Here is a 22,586-nt window from a genome sequence, read left to right as displayed (position 1 = left end):
CCGTCCTCCCCGTCGGCTCCTCGTCACGCTAGCGGGGGTGGACGACACGGGGGATCCCCCGAGCGCGGTCAGCCGCGGCGCGCGAACTCCCGGGCGACCTCCCCGCGGTCAGCGCCCGCGCGCAGCAGCACCGCGAGCAGCACCCGCGCCTGCCCGGCCCGCAGCCGCCCCGCCGGGATCGCCCCGGCCGCGGCCAGCTCCGCACCCCCGCCGCCGGAGCCGTAGCTGGTCGCGACGGGACCGGCGGGCACCCGCGTCGTCAGCACGACCACCACCCCCGCGGCGACGGCGCGCGCCACCGCGGCGACGACCTCCGCCGTCGCGTTCCCCGACCCCAGGCCCTGCAGCACGACCCCCCGCGCGCCCAGCTCCCGCGCCGCGTCCAGCAGCGCGCCGTCGGTGCCCGGGTGCGCGGCGACGACGTCCACCCGCGGCCACGGGGCGTCCGGGGAGCCGACGGCGGTGAGCGCCCCGGCCCGGGGCAGCGCCCTGTCGGGGGCCGCGAAGGCGTCGAGGTCGGTGGTGTGGCGCTTGGTCGTCCCGGCGGCCGCGTGCACGCGGCCGCCGAACGCGACGAGGACCCCCTGCCCGCGGGCCAGCCCGTCCGCCGCGACCCGCAGCGCCTCCCGCACGTTGGCGGGGGCATCGGGGGCGGGGTGGTCGGCGGTGCGCTGGGAGCCGGTGAGGACGACGGGACGGGGGTCGTCGTGGTGCAGGTCCAGCAGGTACGCCGTCTCCTCCAGGGAGTCGGTGCCGTGCAGCACGACCACCCCGGCGACGCCGGGGTCGGCGAGCGCCTCCGCGACCCGGGCGCGGACCAGGTCGGCCTGGGCGAGGGTCAGGGTGGAGGAGTCCACCCGCAGCGCCTCGACGACCCGCACCCGGACACCGGCCTCGTCGCCGGCGGTGCCGAGCAGCGCGTCGCCGCCCAGGGTCGGGCGGCTCACCCCGTCCTCGTCGACGGTGCTGGCGATGGTGCCGCCGGTGGTGACGACCACGACGAGGGGGGCGAGGGGGGACGGGTCCGGCACGGTGCTCCTCGGGTGCGGCTCAGCGGTGACCGGAGGACTCTGCCACGCCCGTCCCTGCGCCGGCCCGGCCCGGGGTGGGCGGAGGTGCCGAACGGCGCCCCTCCCGGCGCCGGACGCCCTAGGCTGCGCCGTGTAGCTGAGGAACTGCTCAGCGTGAGCTCCGGGGGAACGCGTGCGCGGTGCGGTGAAGGCGATGACGGCGTTGCTGGTGCTGAGCGGAACCCTCGTGGCGGGGGTGGGCACGGCGTCGGCCGACACCTGCCTGACGGGTGCCGTCGACGCCCGCTACGCGCAGCTCGGCGGGACGTCCGGCCGGCTGGGGGCGGTCACGGGCTGCGAGCAGCCGACGGCCGACGGCCGGTTCGCGACGTTCCAGCGCGGGGCCGTCTACTGGAGCCCGGCCTCCGGGGCCTGGGACGTCTCCGGTTCCTTCCGCGACCTGTGGGCCGCGACCGGCTGGGAGAACGGGTTCCTGCACTACCCCGTCTCCGGTGAGGTGGGGACCCGGGCCGGAGGGGTGTTCCAGAACTACCAGGGAGGGACCCTCTACTGGTCCCCCGCGAGCGCCGCGCACTCGGTGTCGGGGGAGTTCCTGCGCCTCTACGGGTCGCTGGGCCACGAGAACGGGTTCCTCGGCTACCCGACGAGCCAGGAGGTCCCGATCCGCGACGGCGGGGTGTTCCAGCTGTTCCAGGGCGGGGTCGCCTACTGGTCGCCCGCCTCCGGCGCGCACACCGTCTCGGGTTCCTTCCGCGACCTCTACGCCCGCCTCGGCCACGAGAACGGCTGCCTGCGCTACCCGACCTCGCAGGAGCTCCCCGCCCGCGACGGCGGGGTGTACCAGCGGTTCCAGGGCGGGGTCGCGTACTGGTCGCCGACCACGGGCGCGCACGCGCTGTGCGGGGCGATCCTCGACGCCTACGCCTCGACGGGCTACGAGAACGGGTCGCTGGGCTACCCGGTGAACGACGAGCACGACGTCCCCGGGGGACGCCGGGTGGACTTCCAGCGCGGGTACGTCGAGTGGTCGGCGGCCACGGGGGCCCGGGTGAACCAGCCCGTCGCCGCCGTCGTGCCCGTGCCCGCTCCGCCGACGACGACCCCGCCGCCGCCGCCGCCCGCACCGTCCGGCGTCTACTACAGGAACTGCGACGAGGCTCGCGCTGCAGGCGCTGCCCCGATCCGTGCTGGTCAGCCCGGGTACCGCCCCGCCCTGGACCGCGACGGCGACGGCATCGCCTGCGAGTGACGGCCCGAGCCCCGTCGGGCCCTCCCCGTCCAGGGAGGGCCCGACGGGGCGGGGGTCACTTCCCCCCGGCGACCCGGATGACCGTGCCGGTGCTGTAGCTCGACTCCTGGGAGGCGAGGAACACGTAGGCGGGGGCGAGTTCCGCCGGCTGCCCGGCGCGGCCGAGCGGGGTCTGGGTGCCGAAGTCCTCGACCTGCTCCGCGGGCATCGTCGCCGGGATCAGCGGGGTCCAGACCGGGCCGGGCGCGACGGCGTTGACGCGGATCCCCTTCTCGCCGACCTCCTGGGCGAGGTTCAGGGTGAAGTTGACCAGGGCCGCCTTCGTCATGGCGTAGTCCAGCAGGGCGGGGGAGGGGGAGTCGGCCTGCACGGAGACGGTGTTGATGATGCTGGACCCCGGCGCGAAGTGCGGGACGGCGGCCTTGCTCAGCCACACCGTCGCGAAGACGTTCGTGGTGAACGTGCGCAGCAGCTGCTCGGTGGAGAGGTCCTCGATGCTGTCGATCGACATCTGGTAGGCGGCGTTGTTCACCAGGACGTCCAGACCGCCGAGCTCCGTCACGGCGCGCTCCACGACGCTGCGGCAGAACTCCTCGTCGCGCAGGTCGCCGGGGGCGCTGATGCCCTTGCGCCCCGCGGCCCGCACGAGGGCGACGGTGGTGTCGGCGTCCTCCTGCTCCTCGGGCAGGTGGACGATCAGGACGTCCGCGCCCTCGCGGGCGTAGGCGATCGCGACGGCGCGGCCGATGCCGGAGTCGCCGCCGGTGATGATCGCCCGACGGCCCTGCAGGCGTCCGGTGCCGACGTAGCTGTCCTCCCCGTGGTCGGGGGTGGGACCCATGTCCGAGGTGACCCCCGGGTGCGGGATCGTCTGCCCCGGCGTGCTGTCCGGGTACTGCGTGGTCGGGTCCGTGGGCGTGTGCTGGTCAGGAGCCATGACGGGCTCCTACCCGGACCCGCCGGGGCACAACCCGCCGGGGCCCGACCTCAGAGCGTGGCGGGGTCGGTGTTCGCCCCGCACACCACGACGGCCACCTGCTCCCCGTCGGCGGGTTCGTAGCCGCCCGGGCCCAGCCCCGCCCACGCCGTCGCCGCGCCGTGCTCGGCGACGACCCGGAAGCGCGACCACAGCTCCGAGCGCGCGGCCGTGGCCGCGGCGTCCTCCACGAGCAGGCTCACCGGCGACGTGCGGCGCGCGAGGTCGAAGGCGATCGCGCCGACCCGGCGGGCCCCGAGGGAGTCCGCGGCGACCCCGGACACCGCGACGTCGACGGGCTCGCCCGCGGCCAGCGCCCGGTGCAGGGTCGGGGCGCCGGCGGTCTCCACGGCGACGACCCGCACCCGGCCCTCCAGCGCGGCCGCCACCCCGGCGAACAGCCCGCCGCCGCCCACCGCGACCACCACGGTGTCGAGGTCGGGGACGTCCTCCAGCAGCTCCAGGGCCAGCGTCCCCGCCCCCGCCGCGATCTCCGGCTGGTCGTAGGCGTGGCAGAACACCGCCCCCCGCTGCTCGGCGAACCCCACGGCCGCCTCGTGGGCCTGGGCGTACTCGTTCCCGACGAGGCGGACGTCCGCGCCGAGCCCGCGCAGCCGGTCCACCTTCACCGCGGGGGCGGTCCCGGGCACGAAGACCGTCGCCGGCACCCCCAGCTCCGCGGCGGCGTGGGCGTGGGCCAGGCCCGCGTTGCCGCCCGAGGCCGCGACGATCCCGCGCACGGGGTCCAGCTCCCCGCGCTCGCGGGCGGCGAGCTGGCGGTTGAAGGCGCCGCGCGCCTTGAAGGAGCCGGTGTGCTGGAGCTGCTCCAGCTTCAGCCAGCGGCCCGCCCCCACGGGCAGGACGGGCGTCCGGCGCACGCGGCCGGCGGTGCGGGCCGCGGCCTCCTGGACGTCCTGGAGGGACAGCGGGCGCTCGGCGGCGAGGGGGTTCACGACGACGATCCTGCCCCGCGCCCCGCCGGCCGTGCGCAGTGGTCCGGGAGGGTGACGCGCTGCCCCGTCCGGGGAGAAGTGCGCCGCCGGGGCTGTGGCCGGGGGCGAGCCGTGCCGATGCCTCCGTCAGGTGACCCGCCCGACCGGTGGCGGGCACGGCCACCCGCCTGAGGCGCCGAGGAGCACGATGAAGACAGTCCTTGCCATCGAGACGACCCGACCGATCGGCGTGCGCGACCTCAACGGGTTCATCGCGGGCATCTCCGAGCGCGTCCCCGGGTGCTTCGTCTCCCAGGGGCCCAGCACGCGGGGCCGGGTGACCGTGACGATCCTGGCCCCGGCCGCCGTGCCCCTGGAGGTCGCCGAGCAGGTGCTGGAGTCGCTGCCCGAGCTGTGCGACGCCATCAGCGGCATCGCCCTGCAGGAGGCCGCGCCGCGCCGCGTCCGCCCGGACGCGCCGGCGCGCTCCGCCTGACCCCCGGGCGGGGCGGCCGGGCGGGAACACCCCGCCCTCCCCGCCCGTCCACAGGACGGGGGCCGATCCGCGGCCCGGGGACGGAGGACGAGATGGGCTTGCGCAACCTCGCGGCGCGCTTCGGTGCGGGCGCGGCGTCGGTGGACACGGTGCTGGACCGCGACGTCGCCCAGCCCGGCGGGCCGGTGAGCGGACGGGTCGTCGTGGTCGGCGGCTCGGTGGCCCAGGACGTCGAGGAGGTCGTCGTCGCCCTGCAGGCGCGGGTGGAGGTGGAGAGCGGGGACTCCGAGTGGCGCGAGGACGTCGTCTTCGGGTCCGCCCGCGTCGGCGCCGGTTTCACCACCGTCCCCGGCCAGCGCACCGAGCTGCCCTTCGCGCTGGCCCTGCCCTGGCAGACCCCGATCACCGCGATCAGCGGCTGGCACCTGCGCGGGGTCCACGTCGGCGTCGCGACCCGCCTCGTCATCGCCGGCGCGGTGGACCCCGGCGACCTCGACGGCCTCACCGTGGCGCCGCTGCCGGTGCAGCAGGCCGTCGTCGACGCGCTCGGCTCCCTGGGCTGGCGCTTCAAGCACGCCGACGTGGAGAAGGGCCGCGTGCGCGGCTCGGACCTGCCCTTCTACCAGGAGCTGGAGTTCGCCCCGCCCGCCCACGTCCGCCGGGTCAACGAGCTCGAGGTGACGTTCCTCGCCGACGCGCAGGGCGTGGACGTGGTGCTGGAGGCCGACCGCCGCGGCGGGCTGCTCACCGAGGGGCGCGACGTCGTCGGCCGGCTGCGCCTCTCGCTCGCCGACACCGACCGCGCGCGGGTGGCCGCCGCCCTGGACCGCGCGGTGCACGAGCTCGGCGCCCGCCGCGGGTGGGGCTGGTGAGGCGCCGCCGCTGAGGCCGGCGGGCGGGTCCGCTCAGCCCGACCAGCGGTAGCCGTTCTCCGGCCGCCCCGCCCGCCCGTAGCGGGGCCGCACCTCGGCCAGCCCGGCCCGTTCCAGGTGCTCCAGGTAGCGGCGGACGCTGACGCGCGCGATCCCGCAGCGCGCGGCCAGCTCCGCCGCAGACACGTCCCCGGTGCCGTCCCCGCCCGCCCCCGCGCGCAGGTGGTCCACGACGACGTCGAGGGTGCGCGGCGACAGCCCCTTGGGCAGCGCGCTCGCGCTGCGCCGGCGCGAGGTGAGCAACCGGTCCACCTCCTCCTGCCCCAGGGCGTCGGACCCGTCGCGGCGGGCGAACTCCAGCCGGTGCTGGGCGTAGGCCTCCATGCGCTCGGCGAAGGTCGCCAGCGAGAACGGCTTGACCAGGTAGTGCCACACCCCGCCCGCCATCGCGTCCCGCACGGTGTCGACGTCGCGGGCGGCGGTGATGGCGACGACGTCGACGTCGACGCCGTGCGCGCGCAACCGGCGCAGGACGTCGAGACCGGACTCGTCGGGCAGGTGGATGTCCAGCAGCACCAGGTCCGCGGCGGTGGCCCGCACGGCGGGCAGGACGTCCGCGCCGCGGTGCACGACCCCGCAGACGGTGAAGCGGGGCAGGGTCTCCACGTACCCGCGGTGCACGAGGGCGACGGTCGCGTCGTCGTCGACGACGAGGACCCGCACCGGCGCGTGCCCGCCCCCCGCGCTCACCGCGCCCCCACCCGCGCGCGGGGCAGCTCGACCTCGAAGCGCGCCCCGCCCAGCGGGGACTCCCCGACCTCGGCGCGGCCGTGGCGGCGGGCGGCGATGCGCGCCACCAGGGCCAGCCCGATGCCGCGCCCGTGCAGGTCGCGGCCGGCCTTGGTGGTGTACCCCACCGCGAAGACCGCCGCCCGGCCGGCGGCGGGGACCCCGGGGCCGTCGTCGTCCACCCGCACCCGCACGCCCTCCGCGTCGCCGGACAGCGACACCAGCACCGTCCCGCCGGCGCCCGCGGCGTCGACGGCGTTGTCGACGAGGTTGCCGAGCACCGTCAGCAGGTCCGGGTCGGCGTCGTCGAGGGCGCTGGCCGGGTCCAGCGACACCCGGCAGCCCCGTTCGCGCGCCACCGCCGCCTTCGCCAGCAGCAGCGCCGCGGTCTCCGGGTCGCGCACCGCGAGCACCCCGCCGGCGGACACCAGGTCCCCGCCGCCGCCGATGCGGTCGATGAAGGAGGACGCCTCCGGCACGTGGCCCAGCTCCAGCAGGCCCTGGACGACGTGGAGGTGGTTGGCGAACTCGTGGGCCTGGGCCCGCAGGGTCGCGGTGAGGCTGCGCTGGGAGTCCAGCTCCCGCACCGCCCCGGACAGCTCCGTGCGGTCGCGCAGGGTCAGCAGGTGCGCCACCTGCCGCCCCGAGACGACCGCGGAGGTCCGGTTCACCACGAGCAGCCGCTCCCCGGCCAGCAGGGGCTCGTCGACGACGTCGCGGGGGCCGGTGACCAGGTCGAGCACGTGGCCGTCGAGGACGTCGGCCGCGGCGCGCCCGGTGGGGTCGGCCCCGAGGTCCAGCAGCCGCAGCGCCTCGTCGTTGGCCAGCACCAGCGTCCCGCGCCGGTCCACGGCCAGGACGCCCTCCCGGATGCCGTGCAGCATCGCGTCGCGGGTCTCCAGCAGCCGCCCGATCTCCTCCGGCTCCAGGCCGTGGGTGCGGCGGCGGACCAGCCGGGCCACCAGGAACGACGCCGCCGTCCCCAGCAGGGCCGCCCCGCCCATCCACGCCACCAGCACCGGGACGTCCTCGCGCAGGTCGTCGGCCAGTTCCCGCTCCAGCACCCCGACGCTGGCCGCCCCGACCACCCGGCCCGACGCGTCGCGCACGGGCACCTTCGCGCGCAGCGACTCCCCCAGCGTCCCCGTCTCGGTGCCCACGAACACCTGCCCGGCCAGCGTGGGGGAGGGGTCGGTGGACACCCGCTGCCCGATGCGGGCCGGGTCGGGGTGGGAGTACCGGACCCCGTCGACGTCGGAGAGCACCACGAACGTCGTGCCCGAGGCCTGCCGCAGCAGCTCCGCCAGCGGCTGCAGCGTCGCGGCCGGGTCGGGGTCGTCGTAGGCGTCGACGACGCTGGGCAACCCCGCCGTGGCCCGGGCCACGGTCAGCACCCGCTGCTGGTACGCCTCGCGGATCTGGTCCTGCTGCAGGTGCACCGCCAGCAGTCCCGCGATCGTCACCGTGAGCACGACGATGCCCAGCTGCAGCAGGAACAGCTGCAGGCCCAGCGGCATCGACCGGCGCACGGGGTCAGTGTGCCCCACCGGAGGGGCTCCCGAGGCGGTCGTGGCTGCGACCAGAAAGACCACAACGACCGGAACCCGCCGCATCCCCCGCGCCGGTCGCGCGGTGCCTAGCGTCCGGAGTCTCAGACGGCCCTCGACGAGGAGGATCCCTTGTCCCGCAACCACGCCACCCGCCCGGTCAACCGCCCGGTCACCCGCCGGGGCGTCGCCGCGCTCGCCCTGGCCGCGCTCGCCGTCACCGCCGGCTGCTCGGGGGGTTCCAGCACCGGGACCTCCGGCGGCGGTGGCGGCGGCGGGGCGGAGGCGATCCGCCGGCTGCAGGTCATGGCCCCCGCCGACCCCGGCGGCGGCTGGGACTCCAGCGCCCGCGCCATGGCCCAGGCCATCGAGGCCGAGGGCCTGGCCGGCAGCGTCCAGGTCAGCAACGTCGGCGGCGCCGGCGGCACCGTGGGCCTGGCCGAGCTGAAGAACGAGCGCAGCGAGGAGTTCCTCATGGTCATGGGCCTGGTCATGGTCGGCGCGATCGAGACCAACCAGTCCCAGGCCACCCTCGACGACGTCACCCCCATCGCCCGCCTCACCGGCGAGGACGAGATCGTCGTCGTGCCCGCCGACTCCCCCTACCGGACGCTGGACGACCTGGTGGAGGACATGAAGGCCAAGGGGCAGGGGGTCTCCATCGCCGGGGGTTCCGCCGGCGGCACCGACCACATGCTCGCCGGGCTGCTCGCCCAGGCCGGTGGGGTCCCCGCCGACGGCCTGAACTACGTGCCCTTCTCCGGGGGCGGGGAATCGCTGGCCGCGCTGCTCGGCGACCAGGTCTCCGCCGGGATCTCCGGGGTCGGGGAGTACGCCGAGCAGGTGGAGAGCGGTGACCTGCGCGCCCTGGCCGTCTCCGGCGAGGAACGCGTCGAGGGCGTCGACGCGCCCACCATCACCGAGGCCGGCTACGACGTCACCCTCACCAACTGGCGCGGGGTCGTGGCCCCCCCGGGGATCAGCGACGAGGCCGAGGAGAAGCTCGAGACCCTCGTCGCCGACCTGCACGCCTCGCCGGCGTGGAAGGACGTCCTCGCCACCAACGACTGGACCGACGAGTACCTCGCCGGGGACGAGTTCGACGCCTTCCTCGCCGAGGAGGAGACCCGCGTGCAGGGCGTCCTGAAGAGCATCGGCCTCACCTCGTGACCGCCCGGGAGACCGGTGGGACCCCGACCGTCGCGACGACCCCGGCCACCACGACGCGCGACGGGGGACCCTCCCGCCGCCGCTGGCCCGAACTCCTCCTGCCGCTGGGGATCACCGGCCTCGGCGTGTTCACCCTCGCCGACGCCACCACCATCGCCGTCACCGGGGCGCAGAACACCGTCGGCCCGCGCGCGTTCCCCTTCGCGGTGGGGGCGCTGCTCGTCGCGGCCGGGGTCGCCGTCGTCGTCGCCGTCCTCACCGGCCACCGCGGCGAGGTCGAGGACTCCGAGGACGTCGACGCCACCGCCGGCACCGACTGGGTCACCGTCGCGAAGCTCACCGGGTCCTTCGCCGCGCTCGTCGTCCTCGTCGAACCCCTCGGCTGGCCGATCGCCGCGACCCTGCTGTTCGGCGGCACCGCGTGGTCGCTGGGCGCCCGCCCGGTGTGGCGACCGCTGCTGGTCGGCGCGCTCATCGCCGTCGGGACCCACGTCCTGTTCACCCAGGTCCTCGGGCTGTTCCTGCCCGCCGGGCCGCTGGGGGGAGTGATCGGCTTTGGGTGACTTCGCCCTCCTCGCCGACGGGTTCGCCACCGCGCTGAACCCCGTCTACCTGCTCTACGCGCTGCTCGGGGTCACCGTCGGCACCGCCGTCGGCGTCCTGCCCGGCATCGGCCCGGCGATGACGGTGGCGCTGCTGCTGCCGCTGACGTACACGCTGGAACCCGAGGCCGCGCTCATCATGTTCGCCGGCATCTACTACGGCGGCATGTACGGCGGGTCGACGACGTCGATCCTGCTGAACACCCCGGGGGAGTCCGCCTCGATCATCACGGCCCTGGAGGGCAACGCGATGGCCCGCGCCGGGCGCGGGGCCGCGGCCCTGGCCACGGCCGCCATCGGGTCGTTCGTGGCCGGCACCATCGGCACCCTGCTGCTGACGCTGCTGGCGCCCCGGCTGGCCGAACTCGCCGTCGGGCTCGGCCCCCGCGACTTCGTCGCCCTCATGGTGGTGGCGTTCCTCACCGTCGCCGCCGTCCTCGGCGGTTCCCCCGCCCGCGGGCTGGCGTCGCTGGGCCTGGGGCTGTTCATCGGCCTCATGGGCACCGACACCCTCACCGGGCAGCAGCGGTTCACCTTCGGGCTGCCCGCGCTGGCCGACGGGATCGACGTCGTCGTCGTCGCGGTGGGGTTCTTCGCCGTCGGGGAGGCGCTGCTGGTGGCGGCGCGGATGCGGCGCGGGCCGCTGCCGCTGGTCCCGGTGTCGGGTTCCTGGTTCACCCGCGCCGACCTCCGCCGGTCGTGGCCGGCGTGGCTGCGGGGTTCCCTCGTGGGGTTCCCGGTCGGGACGATCCCCGCCGGCGGGGCCGACGTCGCGACGTTCCTGTCCTACGGCCTGGAGCGCAAGGTGTCCCGCCGGAAGCAGGAGTTCGGCAAGGGCGCCATCGAGGGCGTCGCCGGGCCGGAGGCGGCGAACAACGCCGCCGCCGCCGGGGTGCTCGTGCCCCTGCTCACCCTGGGGCTGCCGACGTCGGCGACGGCCGCGGTCATCCTCGTCGCGTTCCAGAGCTACGGCATCGACCCCGGACCCACGCTGTTCGTGGACGAGGGACCGCTGGTGTGGGCCCTGGTCGCCAGCCTCTACGTGGGGAACCTGCTGCTGCTGGTGCTGAACCTGCCGCTGGCGCGGGTGTGGGTGAAGCTGCTGCAGATCCCCCGGCCCTACCTCTACGCCGGGATCCTCACCTTCGCCGCCCTCGGCAGCTACTCGGTGGGGGCCTCCACCACCGACCTCGTGCTGCTGTTCCTGCTGGGGCTGGTGGGCTGGGTCATGCGGGTGCACGGGTTCCCCGTGGCCCCCGCCGTCATCGGCCTCATCCTCGGCCCGCTGGCCGAGGAGAACCTGCGCCGCGCGCTGCAGATCAGCCAGGGCGACCTGACGACCCTGGTCGCCTCGCCCTTCACCGTCGTCGTCTACAGCAGCCTCGTCGTGCTGCTGGCCGCCAGCGCCTGGCTGAAGCGCCGCGCGCGGCGGCTGGGCGAGACGGTCCTCGCCACCGCCCACGCTGACGACGCCCCGGTGAAGGCCGGGGCGGAACGGGAGACCACGTGACCATCCTCGTCGGGTACACCCCCACCCCCGCCGGCGACGCCGCCCTGACGTTCGCCCTCGACGAGTCCGACCGCCGCGGCGAGCCGCTGCACGTGCTGAACACCTCCCGCGGGGACAAGGTCGTCGACCCCCGCTACGCCGACGAGGAGGGGTGGGCGCAGGTGCGGGCCCGGCTGGAGGAGGCCGGGGTGGAGTTCCACCTCGACCGGCGCATCGACGACCGCGACCCCGCGGAGGCCCTGCTGGCGACGGCGGAGGACGTCGCGGCGTCGGCCATCGTCATCGGCATCCGCCGCCGCAGCCCCACCGGCAAGCTGATCTTCGGGTCCGAGGCGCAGACGGTCCTGCTGGAGGCGGACTGCCCGGTGCTGGCGGTGAAGGCCCCCCGGACCTGAGCGGCGCGACCCCCGGAGCGCCCCGGAGGCTCCTGCGCCGCGGGCGGCCCCGGGGCGCTCTGCTCGCCCGCCGCGCCCGCGCCCCGTACGGTGGCGCGGACCGCCGCGGGACCGACGGCCGAGACCGCGGGTCGTGGCGGTGACGTGGGACGACCCACCCGACAGCAGCCGGGCCGGTTGCGGAACAGGATGAGCAGGACACCATGGCACCCGAACTCCCCGACGCAGGAACCCTCACCGGAACGGTCGCGATGACCGGGACGGGAGAACGGCTCGGACTCGTCGTCGACGCGCACCCGCGGGCGGGCACCCCGCGCTGGGCGTGGGTCCGGACCGGGATCGTCGAGACCGACGTGTCGCTGCTCCCGCTGGCGGGCGCCTGGTTCAGCCACGACACCCTCGTGGTGACCTCCACTGCCGCGCAGGTCGAGGGGGCGCCGCGGCACCCCCTCGGCAGCGCCCTGACGCCCGCCGACGAGGAAGCCCTGCACGACCACTACGGCACCCCGGCCGCCGACCGCGTCGTGCCCGACGCCGACGCGCCGAGCGGCGACCCGGGCGAGCTGCTGGGCGACCCGGGCGAGCTCGTCGGGGACCCCGGCGAGCTGGTCGGGGACCCGGCCGAGCCGGCCGGCGAGCCCGCCGAGCCGCTCGCCCCCGCGGACCCGGCCGGCCCGGACGCCCCGGCGGGCCGTCACCGCGCCGGTGTCGAGGAGCCGGTGGCGCAGCCGGTCGAGACGGTCCAGCCGGTCCAGCCGGTCGAGGAGCCGCTGGGGCAGCGGGTCGAGGAGCCGGTGGAACAGCCGGTTCAGGAGCCGGTGGAGCAGCCGGTCCAAGAGGCGGGGGCGCCGGCCGCCCCCGCGACCCCGACCCCGACCCCCAGCCCCGAGCCCCGTCCCGACACCACCGCCCCGCGGAGCACCGCGCCGGCCGGGGACCGCTCCGGCTCGCTGCTGGGCAAGGTCCGCGCCTTCCTGCGGGGCCGGGCCGGCTGAGGCGGCCCACCGCGCGCCGGCGGGGCTCCCGCCGGCGCGCGGTCAGCCGGGGACGCCGGCCTGCGCGAGGATCCGGGTGACGGTCTCCTCGTCGAGGACGAACAGCTCCTCCCCGTCGCCGGGGACGGGCACGGTCAGCACCGTCGCGCGCACCCCCCGCTCGTCGAGGTCGACGAGCAGGGCCCCGCTGCCGCGCAGGATCCGCTCGCGGCCGGGCGCGACGAGCACGTCGCAGCGGTTGGCCACCGCGGGCGCGACGAACGCGGCGAGCCCGGAGGGCAGGGTCGCGGCGAAGGGGTGGTGGTAGTGCCCCGACAGCACGGCCCGGACGTCGGTCCCGGCCAGCGCGTCGAGCAGCTCCGCCGGCCGCTGCAACCGCAGCCCCTCGTGCAGGACGGTGGGGGCCGGCAGCGGGGAGTGGTGGACCACGACGACCGAACCCCGCGGGGCGGGGTCCGCCAGCACCTCGCGCGCCCAGGACAGCTGCTCCGCCGGCAGCTCCCCGTACCCGCGGCCGGGGACGGAGGAGTCGAGGACGACGATCCGCACCCCGGCGACGTCGTGGACCGAGCGCGTCGGCCCCAGCACCTGCTCGAACGGCCCGGCGACGTCGTGGTTGCCCATCGCGAACACCGCCACCGCGCCGCGCTCGGCGGCGAAGCCCCCCACCAGGTCGCGCGCCGCCTCGTAGGAGGCGACCGTCCCGTCGTCGGAGACGTCCCCGGAGACGACGACGGCGTCGAGGGGCCCGACGTCCCGCAGCGCCTCCAGCGCGTGGACGAGGGCGGCGGTGGTGTCGACGAGCCCGTTGTGCAGGGCGCCGGCCGCCATCAGGTGGGTGTCGGACAGCTGCAGGACGCGGGTCACTGCTCCTCCTCGTCGTCGCCCCGGCCGTTGCCGTTGCCGTTGCCGTTGCCGTTGCCGTTGCCGTTCCCGTTCGGCGTCCCCGCCGCGGTCTGACCCGACCCGGAGGAGCCGCGGGTGGACGCGGCCGAGGTGGCCGACGTGCTCGTCGGGGAACCCGTCGAGGTCGGCGAGTCCGTCGGGGTGGACGTCGGGGACTCCGTCGCCGTCCGCTCGGGCGCCACCACGAGGTTGACCACGGCGTCGACGTCGGCCTTGGTGTCCGGGGAGGGGTCCTGGCTGACCACGGTGCCCGGCTCCGCGTCGGTCGGCGCGGTGGCCGTCGTGGAGTTCGTGCTGAACCCCAGCTGGCGCAGCTGGTCCACGGCGTCCGCCAGCGACTGCCCGGTGACGTCGGGGACGGTGACCTGACCGCTGGCCACGACGAGGGCGATCGCCGTGCCCCGCGGCTGCGAGGTGCCGCCGGCGGGGTCGGTGGAGATGACCTCGCCCGCGTCCACCGACGGGTCGTCGCTGGTGGTGACGTCGCCGACGGTGAAACCGGCGGCGGTGAGCTGGGCCCGCGCCTGCTCCTGGGTCCGTCCGCTCACGTCCGGCACCTGCACGGCGTCCGGGCCGGTGGACACCGTCAGCGCCACCGCCCCGCCCACGGCCACCGCGGCCCCGGCCACGGGGTCGGTGCTGACGACGTCGCCCTCGGCCACGGCGTCGTCGGCGGCCGTGACGACGGTCGCGGTCAACCCGAGCTCGGCGAGCTGCGCCTCGGCCTCGGCCTGGGAGGAGCCCGCGAGGTCCGGCAGGGTGACCGTCGCCGGGGCGGTCGAGGTCTGCTCGGCGCCGCCCGCGTCCCCGCCGTCGCCCTGCACCAGCGCCCAGCCGACCCCGCCGACGCCGAAGAGGAGCACGACGACGAGCAGCACCCACGGCCAGCGCTTGCGCGGCGGGTCCTCCTCGAAGGGCGGGTCGCTGTCGCTCACGCGCGGCAGCGCCCCCGTCGACGGGGGCACCGGCGCCGGGACCGGCGCGACCGCCGGGGCGACCCGCGTCGCGGCGGTCGGGGCGGCGTCGAACCGCTGGGTCGCGAAGCTCGCCCCGCGCAGCGGACGGCCCTCCACGGCCCGGCGCAGGTCGTCGGCGAAGTCGCCCGCGGTCTGGTAGCGGTGCTCGCGGTCCTTCGACAGCGCCATGAGCACGACGTGGTCGACGGCCGGCGGGATCTGCGGGGCCAGCGCCGACGGCGGCCGGGGCTGCTCGGAGACGTGCTGGTACGCCACGGCCACGGGGGCGTCGCCGGTGAACGGGGGACGGCCGGTGAGGATCTCGTAGAGCAGGCAGCCGGTGGAGTACAGGTCGCTGCGGGAGTCGACCTGCTCCCCGCGGGCCTGCTCGGGGGAGAGGTACTGCGCGGTGCCCATGACCGCCGAGGTCTGCGTCAGCGTCGCGGAGGAGTCGCTGACGGCGCGCGCGATGCCGAAGTCCATGACCTTGACCTCGCCCGCGGGCGTGATCATGACGTTGGCGGGCTTGATGTCGCGGTGGACGATGCCCATCCGGTGCGAGTACTCCAGCGCGTTGAGGACGCCCTCGGTGATGGAGAGGCACTCCTCGATGGCCAGCGGGTGGTCGGTGCGGAGCAGGTCGCGCAGGGTGCGGCCCTCGACGTACTCCATGACGATCCACGGCAGTTCCACCCGCCCCCCGTGGGGTTCGGTGGTCAGCTCGGCGCCGGTGTCGTAGACGGCGACGATCGAGGGGTGGTTCAGCCCGGCCGCGGCCTGCGCCTCGCGGCGGAAGCGGGCCTGGAAGGAGGGGTCGCGCGCGAGGTCGGAGCGCAGCAGCTTCACCGCGACGCTGCGCCCGAGGCGGGTGTCGCGGGCGACGTGGACCTCGGCCATGCCGCCGCGGCCGAGCAGCGCGCCGACCTCGTACCGGCCGCCGAGAACGCGCGGTGCCGGCACCCCCTGGCCGATCGTGGTGTCGCTCACAGCTCTCCTCGCCCCGTTCGTCCCAGCAGTCCTACCCGATCAGCGTGCGTTCCGACCATCGGGTCAGCCATCGAGCGCCGCCTCCATCACCGTCTTCGCCACCGGCGCCGACAACCGGCCGCCGTAGGCGCTCTCGGTCGAGCCGCCGTCCTCGATGACCACCGCCACGGCCACCTGCCGGTCGCCCCGCTGGGCGAAGGAGGTGAACCAGGCGTACGGCGGCAGCCCCGCCCCGTGCTGCGCGGTGCCCGTCTTGCCCCCGACGGTGGCCCCCTCGATCTGCGCCCGGGACCCCGTCCCGGAGGACACGACGAGTTCCATCATGTCCCGCAGCGTCCCGGCGGTCTCGGAGCTGACGGCGCGGCCGAGCTCCTCCGGGGAGGGCTGCTCGACGACCTGGGCGTCGGCGTCGCGGACGTTGGCGATGAGGTTGGGCCGCATGACGACCCCGTCGTTGGCGACGGCCGCGGAGATCATCGCGACCTGCAGCGGGGTCGCGACGTCGCTGCCCTGGCCGATCGCGGAGTAGGCCAGCAGCGGGCCGGCGACGTCGTCGCCGGTGGGGTAGCGACTGGTCGCGACCGTCGTGGGGATCGACAGCGACTGCCCGAACCCGAACTTCTCGGCCTGCTCCTGCAGCGCGTCCGCGCCGAGGGTCAGGCCCAGGTCGCCGAACGCGGTGTTGCAGGAGATCCGCAGCGCGTCCGCGAGGGAGACCTGGTCGTTCGGGCCGCAGGCGGTGCCCTCGTCGTTCTTCAGGGTGTTGCTGGTCTGCGGCAGGGGCAGTTCCTGCGGGCCCTTCAGCAGCGTGTCGGCGGTGTAGTCGCCGCTCTCCAGCGCCGCGGCCGCGGTGATGACCTTGAACGTCGAGCCCGGCGGGTAGAGGGTGCTGGTGGCCCGGTTGACCAGCGGGTCGTCCTCGTCGGCGTTCAGCGCGTCCCACGCCTGCGCCTCGGTGTCGCCGTCGTGGGAGGCGAGGGTGTTGGGGTCGTAGCTGGGGCTGGACACCATCGCCAGCACGTCGCCGGTCGCGGGGTCCAGCGCGACGACGGCGCCCTTGCGCCCGTCGAGGGCGTCCCACGCGGCCTGCTGGACCTTGGGGCGGATGGTCAGCTCGACGGAGGCGCCGCTGGGCTTCTCCCCGGTCAGCAGGCTGGAGAGGTTGCGGTAGAACAGCTCGTCCGAGGACCCGGCCAGCAGGTCGTTCTCGGACCGCTCGATCCCCGAGGTCCCGTAGCGCAGCGAGTAGTAGCCGGTGACGGGCGCGTACAGCGGGCCGGCGGCGTAGGTGCGCAGCTTCTCGTACTGGTCCCCGGAGGGGACGCTGGCGGCGATGGCCGCGCCCCCGGCGACGAGGATCGCGCCCCGCTCGCGGCCGAACTCCGCGTACAGCTGCCGGGAGTTGCCCGGCATCGCGTTGAGCTGGCCGGCGCGGATGAACTGGACCCACGTCGTGGAGGCGAACAGCGCGAAGAACAGGAAGGCGACCACGAGGGACAGCCGGCGCAGGGGACGGTTCACGGGATCCGCACCGCCTGGGTGACGCCGGTGTCGCCCTCGGGGCCGTTGCGGACCTCCGCGGCGGGGCGCCGGGCCAGGTCCGACACCCGCAGCAGCAGCGCGACGACGATCCAGTTCGACACCAGCGAGGACCCCCCGGCGGCCAGGAACGGCATCGTCAGGCCCGTCAGCGGGATGACCCGGGTGACCCCGCCGACGACGACGAACACCTGCAGGGTGACGGAGAACGCCAGCCCCGCGGCGAGCAGCTTGCCGAACCCGTCGCGCACGCCGATCGCGGTGCGCAGACCCCGCTCGACGAGGACGACGTAGAGGACGAGCACCGCGAACAGCCCGACGAGGCCGAGCTCCTCGCCCAGGGAGGAGTAGATGAAGTCGGAGTTCGCGTAGGGCACGGTCTGCGGCCGGCCCTCGCCCAGCCCGGTGCCGATCAGCCCGCCGTTGGCCATCCCGTACAGGCCCTGCACGAGCTGGTAGGCGGACCCGGTGCGGTTCTCCGCGGTGAAGGGGTTCAGCCAGATGTCCACGCGGGCTTGGACGTGGCTCATCGTCGTCGCCGCGAAGACCGCCGCGGCGGAGAACATCAGCAGGCCGAGCACGATCCAGCTGACCCGCTCCGTCGACACGTACAGCACCGCGACGAACAGCCCGAAGAACAGCAGCGAGGTCCCCAGGTCGCGCTGCAGGACGAGGATGCCGATGCTCGCCACCCACGCCAGCAGGATCGGGCCGAGGTCGCGCGCGCGGGGCAGCTGCAGGAACAGGACCTTGCGCCCGGTGAGGCTGAGGGCGTCGCGGTGCACGACGAGGTAGCCGGCGAAGAACACCGCCAGGCAGATCTTCGCGAGCTCCCCGGGCTGGAAGGAGAACGGGCCGAGGCCGATCCAGATGCGGGCGCCGTTGATGGTGCGGCCCAGACCCGGGACCAGCGGCAGCAGCAGCAGGACGAGACCGGCCACGGCCGCGGTCCAGGTGTAGCGGCGCAGGACGCGGTGGTCGCGGACGAACGCCAGCACCACCCCGGCCGCGACGATCCCCAGCGCGGACCACAGGAACTGCCGCGACGCGGAGGTGGTGTCCAGGGCCTGGTCGATCCGGTGGATCATCACCAGGCCGAGGCCGTTGAGCAGGGTCGCCACCGGCAGCAGCAGCGGGTCGGCGTGCTTGGCCCGCCAGCGCAGCAGCAGGTGCAGCAGCACCGCGAGCCCGCCGAGGCCGCCGGCGTAGGCGAGCAGGTTCGGGGGCACAGCGCCGTCGAGGGTGAGGCCGACGACGGCCCAGGCACCGCCGGCGATGAGGACGGCGAGCAGCACCAGCAGCAGCTCGACGTTGCGGCGGGTGGTGGGGTAGACGGGCAGCACGGTGGCCATCAGCCGACGCCTCCGCAGTCCTCGACGGTCAGGGGCGTGGAGCTCGGGGTGGACGTCGGCTCGGACGTCGGCTCGGACGTCGGCGCCGGGGTGGACGCGGGCGGGGACGCCGCCGCGGGGGCCGGCACCACCGGGACGGCGGGGGTGGTGGGCGCCGTGGCCGCCCGGCAGGCGCTCGCGATGTCCTCCAGGTCGCTCACCGTGCGGCGGGCCCCGGCGAGGTCCTGCGACGCGATGCGCGCGCGCACCTTGTCCGCCCACGTGGTGGGCAGGTCGCTCAGCGAGATGCCGGTGCTCTCCACGACGTGGGAGGTGCCCAGCGGCCCGATGTCCTGGGTCAGCCCCCGGTAGACGGCGACGTTGCTGCCGTCCGCGCCCACGAAGTACTGCTGCTGGCTCCAGCGCCAGCCGCCGAACCCGCCGGCGACCAGCACCAGCAGGAGCAGGACCGGGCCGGCGATCCAGCGCCGCCGGCGCCGCCGGCGTTCGCGCTCGCTCAGCCGGGGCTGCGCATCGTCGTCCTCCGAGTCGTCGCCGGACTCGTCCTGCGCCGCGCGCAGCGCCGCGGCGCGCGCGGCCGGGGTCCCGGCGGCGGAGGAGCGGCGGGGGCGGTGGAACGCGGCGGCCCCCACGACCTGCGGCGTCGTCGAGGGGGGCGGGCCGCCGCCGAGCTCCACGACGTCGGCCACCACGCAGGAGATGTTGTCCGGCCCGCCGCCGCGCAGCGCGAGCTCGACGAGGCGCTGGCAGGTGGTGTCGGGGTCCATCCCGGCCGCGAGGGTCTCGGCGAGGGTCTCGTGGCTCACCACCCCCGACAGCCCGTCGCTGCACAGCAGGTAGCGGTCGCCCGGCTTCGCCTCGCGGACCGAGACGTCGGCCTCGTCGTCGTCGCGCCCGGTGAGCACCCGCATGATCACCGAGCGCTGCGGGTGCCGCTCGGCCTCCTCGGGGCTGATGCGGCCCTCGTCGAGGAGGCTCTGCACGTAGCTGTGGTCCTTCGTCAGCTGCGTCAGCCGCCCCTCGCGCAGCAGGTAGCCGCGCGAGTCCCCGATGTGGGCGAGGACGAGGCGGGACCCCGCGCGCAGGATCGCGGTGACGGTGGTGCCCATCCCGGCGAGGTCGGGCTCGTCCCCGACCCGGCGGCGCAGCTGGGCGTTGGCGGCCTCGAGGGCGTCGTGCAGGTGCTGCGCGGCGTCGTCGCTGCCGTGGGACTCCCCGTCGAGGATGGACAGCTCGCCGACGGCCAGCGAGCTCGCCACGTCGCCCCCGGCGTGCCCGCCCATCCCGTCGGCCACGACGAGCAGGTGCGGCCCGGCGTAGCCGGAGTCCTGGTTGGAGCTGCGGCCCAGACCGACGTCGGAGCGCGCGGCGAAGTTCAGCGCGATGGCCACGGACTACCTCCGGAGTTCGAGCACGGTCTTGCCGATGCGCAGCGGCGTCCCGGGCTCGAAGGGGGCGGGAGCGGTCAGTCGTTCGCGACCCAGGACCGTTCCGTTGGTGGACTGCAGGTCCTCCACCACCCAGCCGTCGCCGGCGGGGTTGGCGGTGATGCGGACGTGCCGGGTCGAGGCGTACTCGTCGTCCAGGACGAGCGTGCAGTCGGCGCCGCGGCCGATGAGGACCGGGGCCTGGCCCAGGGTGAGCGTCGTCCCGCGCAGCGAGCCCTCGGTGACGACCAGCGTCGCCCGCTTGGGGCGCGCCGGGGCGCCCGCCTCGGGCGGCGGGGTGGCCTCGCGGGCCGGGCGCGGGGGACGTGCGGCGGCCCGCTCGGTGCGCCGGGCCGTCACGCGGGTGCCGAGGAGGTCCGCGCGCAGGACGCCGACGATGGCGAGGACGAACAGCCACAGCACGATCAGCAGACCCAACCGCAGGACGGTGAGGGTGAGTTCGCTCACGGAGCCGTGCCCGTCGTCGTCGCCCTGGTCCCGGGGATCACGTCCACCCCTCGTCGCGGCGCGCGGCGTGGAAGACCAGCGTGGTGCGGCCCACGGTGATCGCCGTGCCGTCGAAGAGGTCCAGGGAGGAGACCCGCTCCCCGTCGACGAAGGTGCCGTTGGTGGAGCTGAGGTCGCTCAGGCGGGCCCCGTGGCCGCTGACGCGGATCTCGGCGTGGCGGCGGGAGACGCCCGGGTCGTCGACGACGACGTCGGCGTCGGAGCCGCGCCCGATGACCGTGACGGCCTCGGAGAGCACGTACCCGCGCCCGTCGACCTCCAGGCGGGGCCGGCCGGCCTGGTTCGTCCGGGGCGTCGCGGGGGCGACCCGGCCCTTCACCGTGGAGGACAGGACCCGGAAGACGCCCGTCTCCAGGTCGTCGGCCTCGTGGAAGTCGACGCGGACCGGGCCCACGAAGGAGTAGCGCTGCTTCTCGGCGTGCTGGGTCACCGCGGCGACGAGCTCGTCGGCGAGGGTGTCCTGCCAGGAGGCGATCTTGCCGTGGTCGGCGGGGCCGAGCTCGACGATGAAGCTGTTCGGCACCAGCGTGCGCCCGCGCGAGAGCACCGCGGCCCGGTCGTCCAGCTCGCGGCGCAGGGCGCTCGCGACCTCCACGGGCTGCACCTCGCTGCGGAAGGCCCGCGCGAAGACGCCGTTGACGGCGCGTTCCACGCCGCGTTCGAAGCGGTCCAGCACTCCCACGTCGAGCCTCCTCCCAAGATCGTCACGGTTGTCCCAGCCCTCGGCATGGTAGCCGGGAGACCCCTGCCCGCCCGTGTGGAAGAGGTGCGGGTTGCGGGCGACGGTGGTGACGCGTCACGAGGACCCCCCGGGGGCTGGTACGGTTTCCATGTCTGCGCGAGTGGCGGAATAGGCAGACGCGCACGGTTCAGGTCCGTGTGCCCGAAAGGGCGTGGGGGTTCAACTCCCCCCTCGCGCACAGAGGGCGAAGGCCCCGGTCGAGAGACCGGGGCCTTCGTCGTTCCCGGGGTGCCGGGGGTCAGCGCGGCGGCTGCCCGTCCCCGGGCCCGTAGGAGAACGTGGGCCAGCCCTCGCGCCACTCGACCTCGCGGACCTGCATGCGGATCGTGCCGCCGGTGCGGGCGTCGTAGTAGTGGTGCACCGCGTAGGTGCGGCCCCGGTCCCGCAGGACGTCGAGGGCGCCGGTGCCGATCTGGTTGCCGCGCGAGCTGAGCAGCGGGGTGCCGCCGCCCTCGGTCATGGGCACGCCGTCGCGGTCCACGAAGGGCCCCGTCGGGCTGGTGGAGCGGCCGACGACGGTCTCGTAGGTGCTCTCCACCCCGCGGCAGCACAGGCCCCAGCTCGCGGTGAGGTACCAGTACCCGCCGTGCTGGAAGACCTGCGGGTTCTCGATGGCGTTCGGCGGCACCTCGGGGTGGCTGGCCAGGCTGCGGACCGGGCCGACGGGGGTGTCCATGCCCTTCAGCTCCTGGACCTTGATGCCGCTCCAGAACGAGCCGAACGCGATCCACCACTTCCCGTCCGCCCGGTAGACGTCGGGGTCGATGGCGTTGAAGTCGTCGTCGGTGTCGGAGGTGAGGACGGGGCCGTGGTCGACCCAGCTGTCCAGGTCGCCCGGGGTGCGGGTGGTGGCCAGGCCGATCGCGGAGCGGTTCGTCCCGAACGAGGAGGCGGCGTAGTACAGGTGGAAGGTGCCGCCGAGCTCGACGACGTGCGGGGCCCACAGGTGGCCGACGCCGTAGTCGAGGGTCCAGCGGGGCAGGTCGATCGCGCCGAGGGACACCCACGGCCCCGCGAGGGAGCGGTCGGAGCGGCGCAGGAAGATCCCGCCGGGGTCGTCGGGGTTCGCCACACCGGTCGAGGCGACGTAGTAGACGCCGCGGTCGGAGAACAGCGTGGGGTCGTGGGCGGGGTCGTCGACGACGCCCTCCACGTAGTCGCCGACCTCCCCGACCATGGTCAGCTTGCCGGTGGGCGGGGGGCCCTGGCGGGGGCCGGCGGCCTGCACCGCGGCCGCGGGCCCGAGGAGGGCGAGGACGGCCAGGGCCGCGGCGGCGGTCGTCCGGCGCCGGCGGGCCGGGGTGCGGTGGTCCGGGGTGCGGTGGTCCGGGGTGCGGTGGTCCGCGGCGGGCGTGGGGGTGGTCTCGCGCAGGTTCACGTGGTCCTTCTCCCGCTCGTCGTCGAGCGTGTCTTAGGTCGCGTCCGTGCGACCGTTGCTGTGGGCCCGCTGAGCATGCCCCGTTGGTGCAACGTTGTAAAGAGGGGATCGACCCCGGGCCGGGACGAACCGGTGGGAAGGGGCGGCGACGCGGGCGGCGACGGGGGGTGGCGGGAAGTGGACGGGACGTGGCCGTCCCGCCGCTGG

At 75.6% G+C, this 22,586-nt stretch carries 21 protein-coding genes and 1 tRNA gene; 9 read left to right on the top strand and 13 right to left on the bottom strand.

All coding sequences use genetic code 11. The features are described from left to right. Positions 1-68: 68 nt before the first annotated feature. The gene (locus KRAD_RS10900; protein ID WP_012085634.1) at positions 69-1,031 is read right to left on the bottom strand and encodes an asparaginase; all 963 of its coding nucleotides are present in this window, start codon (positions 1,029-1,031) and stop codon (positions 69-71) included. 193 nt (positions 1,032-1,224) lie between these two features. Here KRAD_RS10900 and KRAD_RS24280 point away from each other — a divergent pair, with 193 nt between their 5' ends. After that, complete coding sequence (locus KRAD_RS24280; protein WP_012085633.1) at positions 1,225-2,280, top strand: excalibur calcium-binding domain-containing protein; 1,056 nt, start codon at positions 1,225-1,227, stop codon at positions 2,278-2,280. Between the two features lie 55 nt (positions 2,281-2,335). Here the strand turns inward: KRAD_RS24280 and KRAD_RS10890 are convergent, their stop codons facing one another. Together KRAD_RS10890 and KRAD_RS10885 are read right to left on the bottom strand one after the other, a co-directional pair. Further along, the gene (locus KRAD_RS10890) at positions 2,336-3,217 is read right to left on the bottom strand and encodes an SDR family oxidoreductase (protein ID WP_012085631.1); all 882 of its coding nucleotides are present in this window, start codon (positions 3,215-3,217) and stop codon (positions 2,336-2,338) included. A gap of 50 nt (positions 3,218-3,267) precedes the next feature. After that, positions 3,268-4,209 (bottom strand): threonine/serine dehydratase, encoded by a 942-nt coding sequence (locus tag KRAD_RS10885; protein WP_012085630.1) that lies wholly within the window; start codon positions 4,207-4,209, stop codon positions 3,268-3,270. Between the two features lie 187 nt (positions 4,210-4,396). On the opposite strand from KRAD_RS10885, the gene KRAD_RS10880 reads away from it, so the two are divergent. Both KRAD_RS10880 and KRAD_RS10875 read left to right on the top strand, forming a co-directional pair. Then, positions 4,397-4,684 carry a hypothetical protein gene (locus KRAD_RS10880; protein WP_012085628.1) on the top strand — a complete coding sequence of 96 codons (288 nt, stop codon included), beginning with the start codon at positions 4,397-4,399 and terminating at the stop codon, positions 4,682-4,684. Positions 4,685-4,776: 92 nt separating this feature from the next. Then, complete coding sequence (locus tag KRAD_RS10875; RefSeq protein WP_012085626.1) at positions 4,777-5,556, top strand: sporulation protein; 780 nt, start codon at positions 4,777-4,779, stop codon at positions 5,554-5,556. A gap of 33 nt (positions 5,557-5,589) precedes the next feature. Here KRAD_RS10875 and KRAD_RS10870 read toward each other — a convergent pair whose 3' ends face one another. Both KRAD_RS10870 and KRAD_RS10865 read right to left on the bottom strand, forming a co-directional pair. Continuing rightward, positions 5,590-6,306 (bottom strand): response regulator, encoded by a 717-nt coding sequence (locus KRAD_RS10870; protein ID WP_012085625.1) that lies wholly within the window; start codon positions 6,304-6,306, stop codon positions 5,590-5,592. Next, positions 6,303-7,874 carry an ATP-binding protein gene (locus tag KRAD_RS10865; protein WP_203417552.1) on the bottom strand — a complete coding sequence of 524 codons (1,572 nt, stop codon included), beginning with the start codon at positions 7,872-7,874 and terminating at the stop codon, positions 6,303-6,305. Before KRAD_RS10865 ends, KRAD_RS10870 begins: the two co-directional genes overlap by 4 nt. Positions 7,875-8,024: 150 nt before the next feature. Here KRAD_RS10865 and KRAD_RS10860 point away from each other — a divergent pair, with 150 nt between their 5' ends. From KRAD_RS10860 to KRAD_RS24275, 5 genes are all read left to right on the top strand, one after another. Further along, positions 8,025-9,062: a Bug family tripartite tricarboxylate transporter substrate binding protein gene (locus tag KRAD_RS10860; protein WP_012085623.1), complete on the top strand. Its 1,038-nt coding sequence runs from the start codon at positions 8,025-8,027 to the stop codon at positions 9,060-9,062. Then, complete coding sequence (locus KRAD_RS10855; protein WP_012085622.1) at positions 9,059-9,625, top strand: tripartite tricarboxylate transporter TctB family protein; 567 nt, start codon at positions 9,059-9,061, stop codon at positions 9,623-9,625. The genes KRAD_RS10860 and KRAD_RS10855 overlap by 4 nt, the downstream gene beginning before the upstream one ends. Next, positions 9,618-11,174, top strand: coding sequence for a tripartite tricarboxylate transporter permease (locus KRAD_RS10850; protein ID WP_012085621.1), 1,557 nt, complete (start codon positions 9,618-9,620; stop codon positions 11,172-11,174). The genes KRAD_RS10855 and KRAD_RS10850 overlap by 8 nt, the downstream gene beginning before the upstream one ends. Further along, the gene (locus tag KRAD_RS10845; protein ID WP_012085620.1) at positions 11,171-11,569 is read left to right on the top strand and encodes a universal stress protein; all 399 of its coding nucleotides are present in this window, start codon (positions 11,171-11,173) and stop codon (positions 11,567-11,569) included. Before KRAD_RS10850 ends, KRAD_RS10845 begins: the two co-directional genes overlap by 4 nt. Before the next feature lie 203 nt (positions 11,570-11,772). Beyond that, on the top strand, positions 11,773-12,564 hold the full coding sequence (locus KRAD_RS24275; protein ID WP_012085619.1) for a hypothetical protein: 792 nt from the start codon (positions 11,773-11,775) through the stop codon (positions 12,562-12,564). 42 nt (positions 12,565-12,606) lie between these two features. Here the strand turns inward: KRAD_RS24275 and KRAD_RS10835 are convergent, their stop codons facing one another. The 7 genes from KRAD_RS10835 to KRAD_RS10805 form a co-directional block, all read right to left on the bottom strand. Then, complete coding sequence (locus KRAD_RS10835; protein ID WP_012085618.1) at positions 12,607-13,431, bottom strand: metallophosphoesterase family protein; 825 nt, start codon at positions 13,429-13,431, stop codon at positions 12,607-12,609. After that, positions 13,428-15,413, bottom strand: coding sequence for a Stk1 family PASTA domain-containing Ser/Thr kinase (gene pknB, locus KRAD_RS10830; protein ID WP_012085617.1), 1,986 nt, complete (start codon positions 15,411-15,413; stop codon positions 13,428-13,430). The genes KRAD_RS10835 and pknB overlap by 4 nt, the downstream gene beginning before the upstream one ends. Before the next feature lie 63 nt (positions 15,414-15,476). After that, on the bottom strand, positions 15,477-16,934 hold the full coding sequence (locus KRAD_RS10825; protein ID WP_012085616.1) for a peptidoglycan D,D-transpeptidase FtsI family protein: 1,458 nt from the start codon (positions 16,932-16,934) through the stop codon (positions 15,477-15,479). Beyond that, the gene (locus KRAD_RS10820) at positions 16,931-18,304 is read right to left on the bottom strand and encodes an FtsW/RodA/SpoVE family cell cycle protein (protein WP_012085615.1); all 1,374 of its coding nucleotides are present in this window, start codon (positions 18,302-18,304) and stop codon (positions 16,931-16,933) included. The genes KRAD_RS10825 and KRAD_RS10820 overlap by 4 nt, the downstream gene beginning before the upstream one ends. Further along, complete coding sequence (locus KRAD_RS10815) at positions 18,304-19,695, bottom strand: PP2C family protein-serine/threonine phosphatase (protein ID WP_012085614.1); 1,392 nt, start codon at positions 19,693-19,695, stop codon at positions 18,304-18,306. The genes KRAD_RS10820 and KRAD_RS10815 overlap by 1 nt, the downstream gene beginning before the upstream one ends. Before the next feature lie 3 nt (positions 19,696-19,698). Next, complete coding sequence (locus tag KRAD_RS10810) at positions 19,699-20,199, bottom strand: FHA domain-containing protein FhaB/FipA (RefSeq protein WP_012085613.1); 501 nt, start codon at positions 20,197-20,199, stop codon at positions 19,699-19,701. 37 nt (positions 20,200-20,236) lie between these two features. After that, complete coding sequence (locus KRAD_RS10805; protein WP_012085611.1) at positions 20,237-20,941, bottom strand: FhaA domain-containing protein; 705 nt, start codon at positions 20,939-20,941, stop codon at positions 20,237-20,239. A gap of 154 nt (positions 20,942-21,095) precedes the next feature. Here KRAD_RS10805 and KRAD_RS10800 point away from each other — a divergent pair. Then, positions 21,096-21,179 (top strand) — tRNA-Leu (locus tag KRAD_RS10800). 60 nt (positions 21,180-21,239) lie between these two features. Here the strand turns inward: KRAD_RS10800 and KRAD_RS10795 are convergent. Next, positions 21,240-22,379 (bottom strand): arabinan endo-1,5-alpha-L-arabinosidase, encoded by a 1,140-nt coding sequence (locus tag KRAD_RS10795; RefSeq protein ID WP_012085610.1) that lies wholly within the window; start codon positions 22,377-22,379, stop codon positions 21,240-21,242. Positions 22,380-22,586: the final 207 nt, after the last annotated feature.

It is taken from the genome of Kineococcus radiotolerans SRS30216 = ATCC BAA-149, from assembly GCF_000017305.1.
GTDB lineage: Bacteria > Actinomycetota > Actinomycetes > Actinomycetales > Kineococcaceae > Kineococcus > Kineococcus radiotolerans.
The sequence above is the reverse complement of the archived record's forward strand: the minus strand, read 5'-3'. Positions and strand labels throughout refer to the sequence as shown.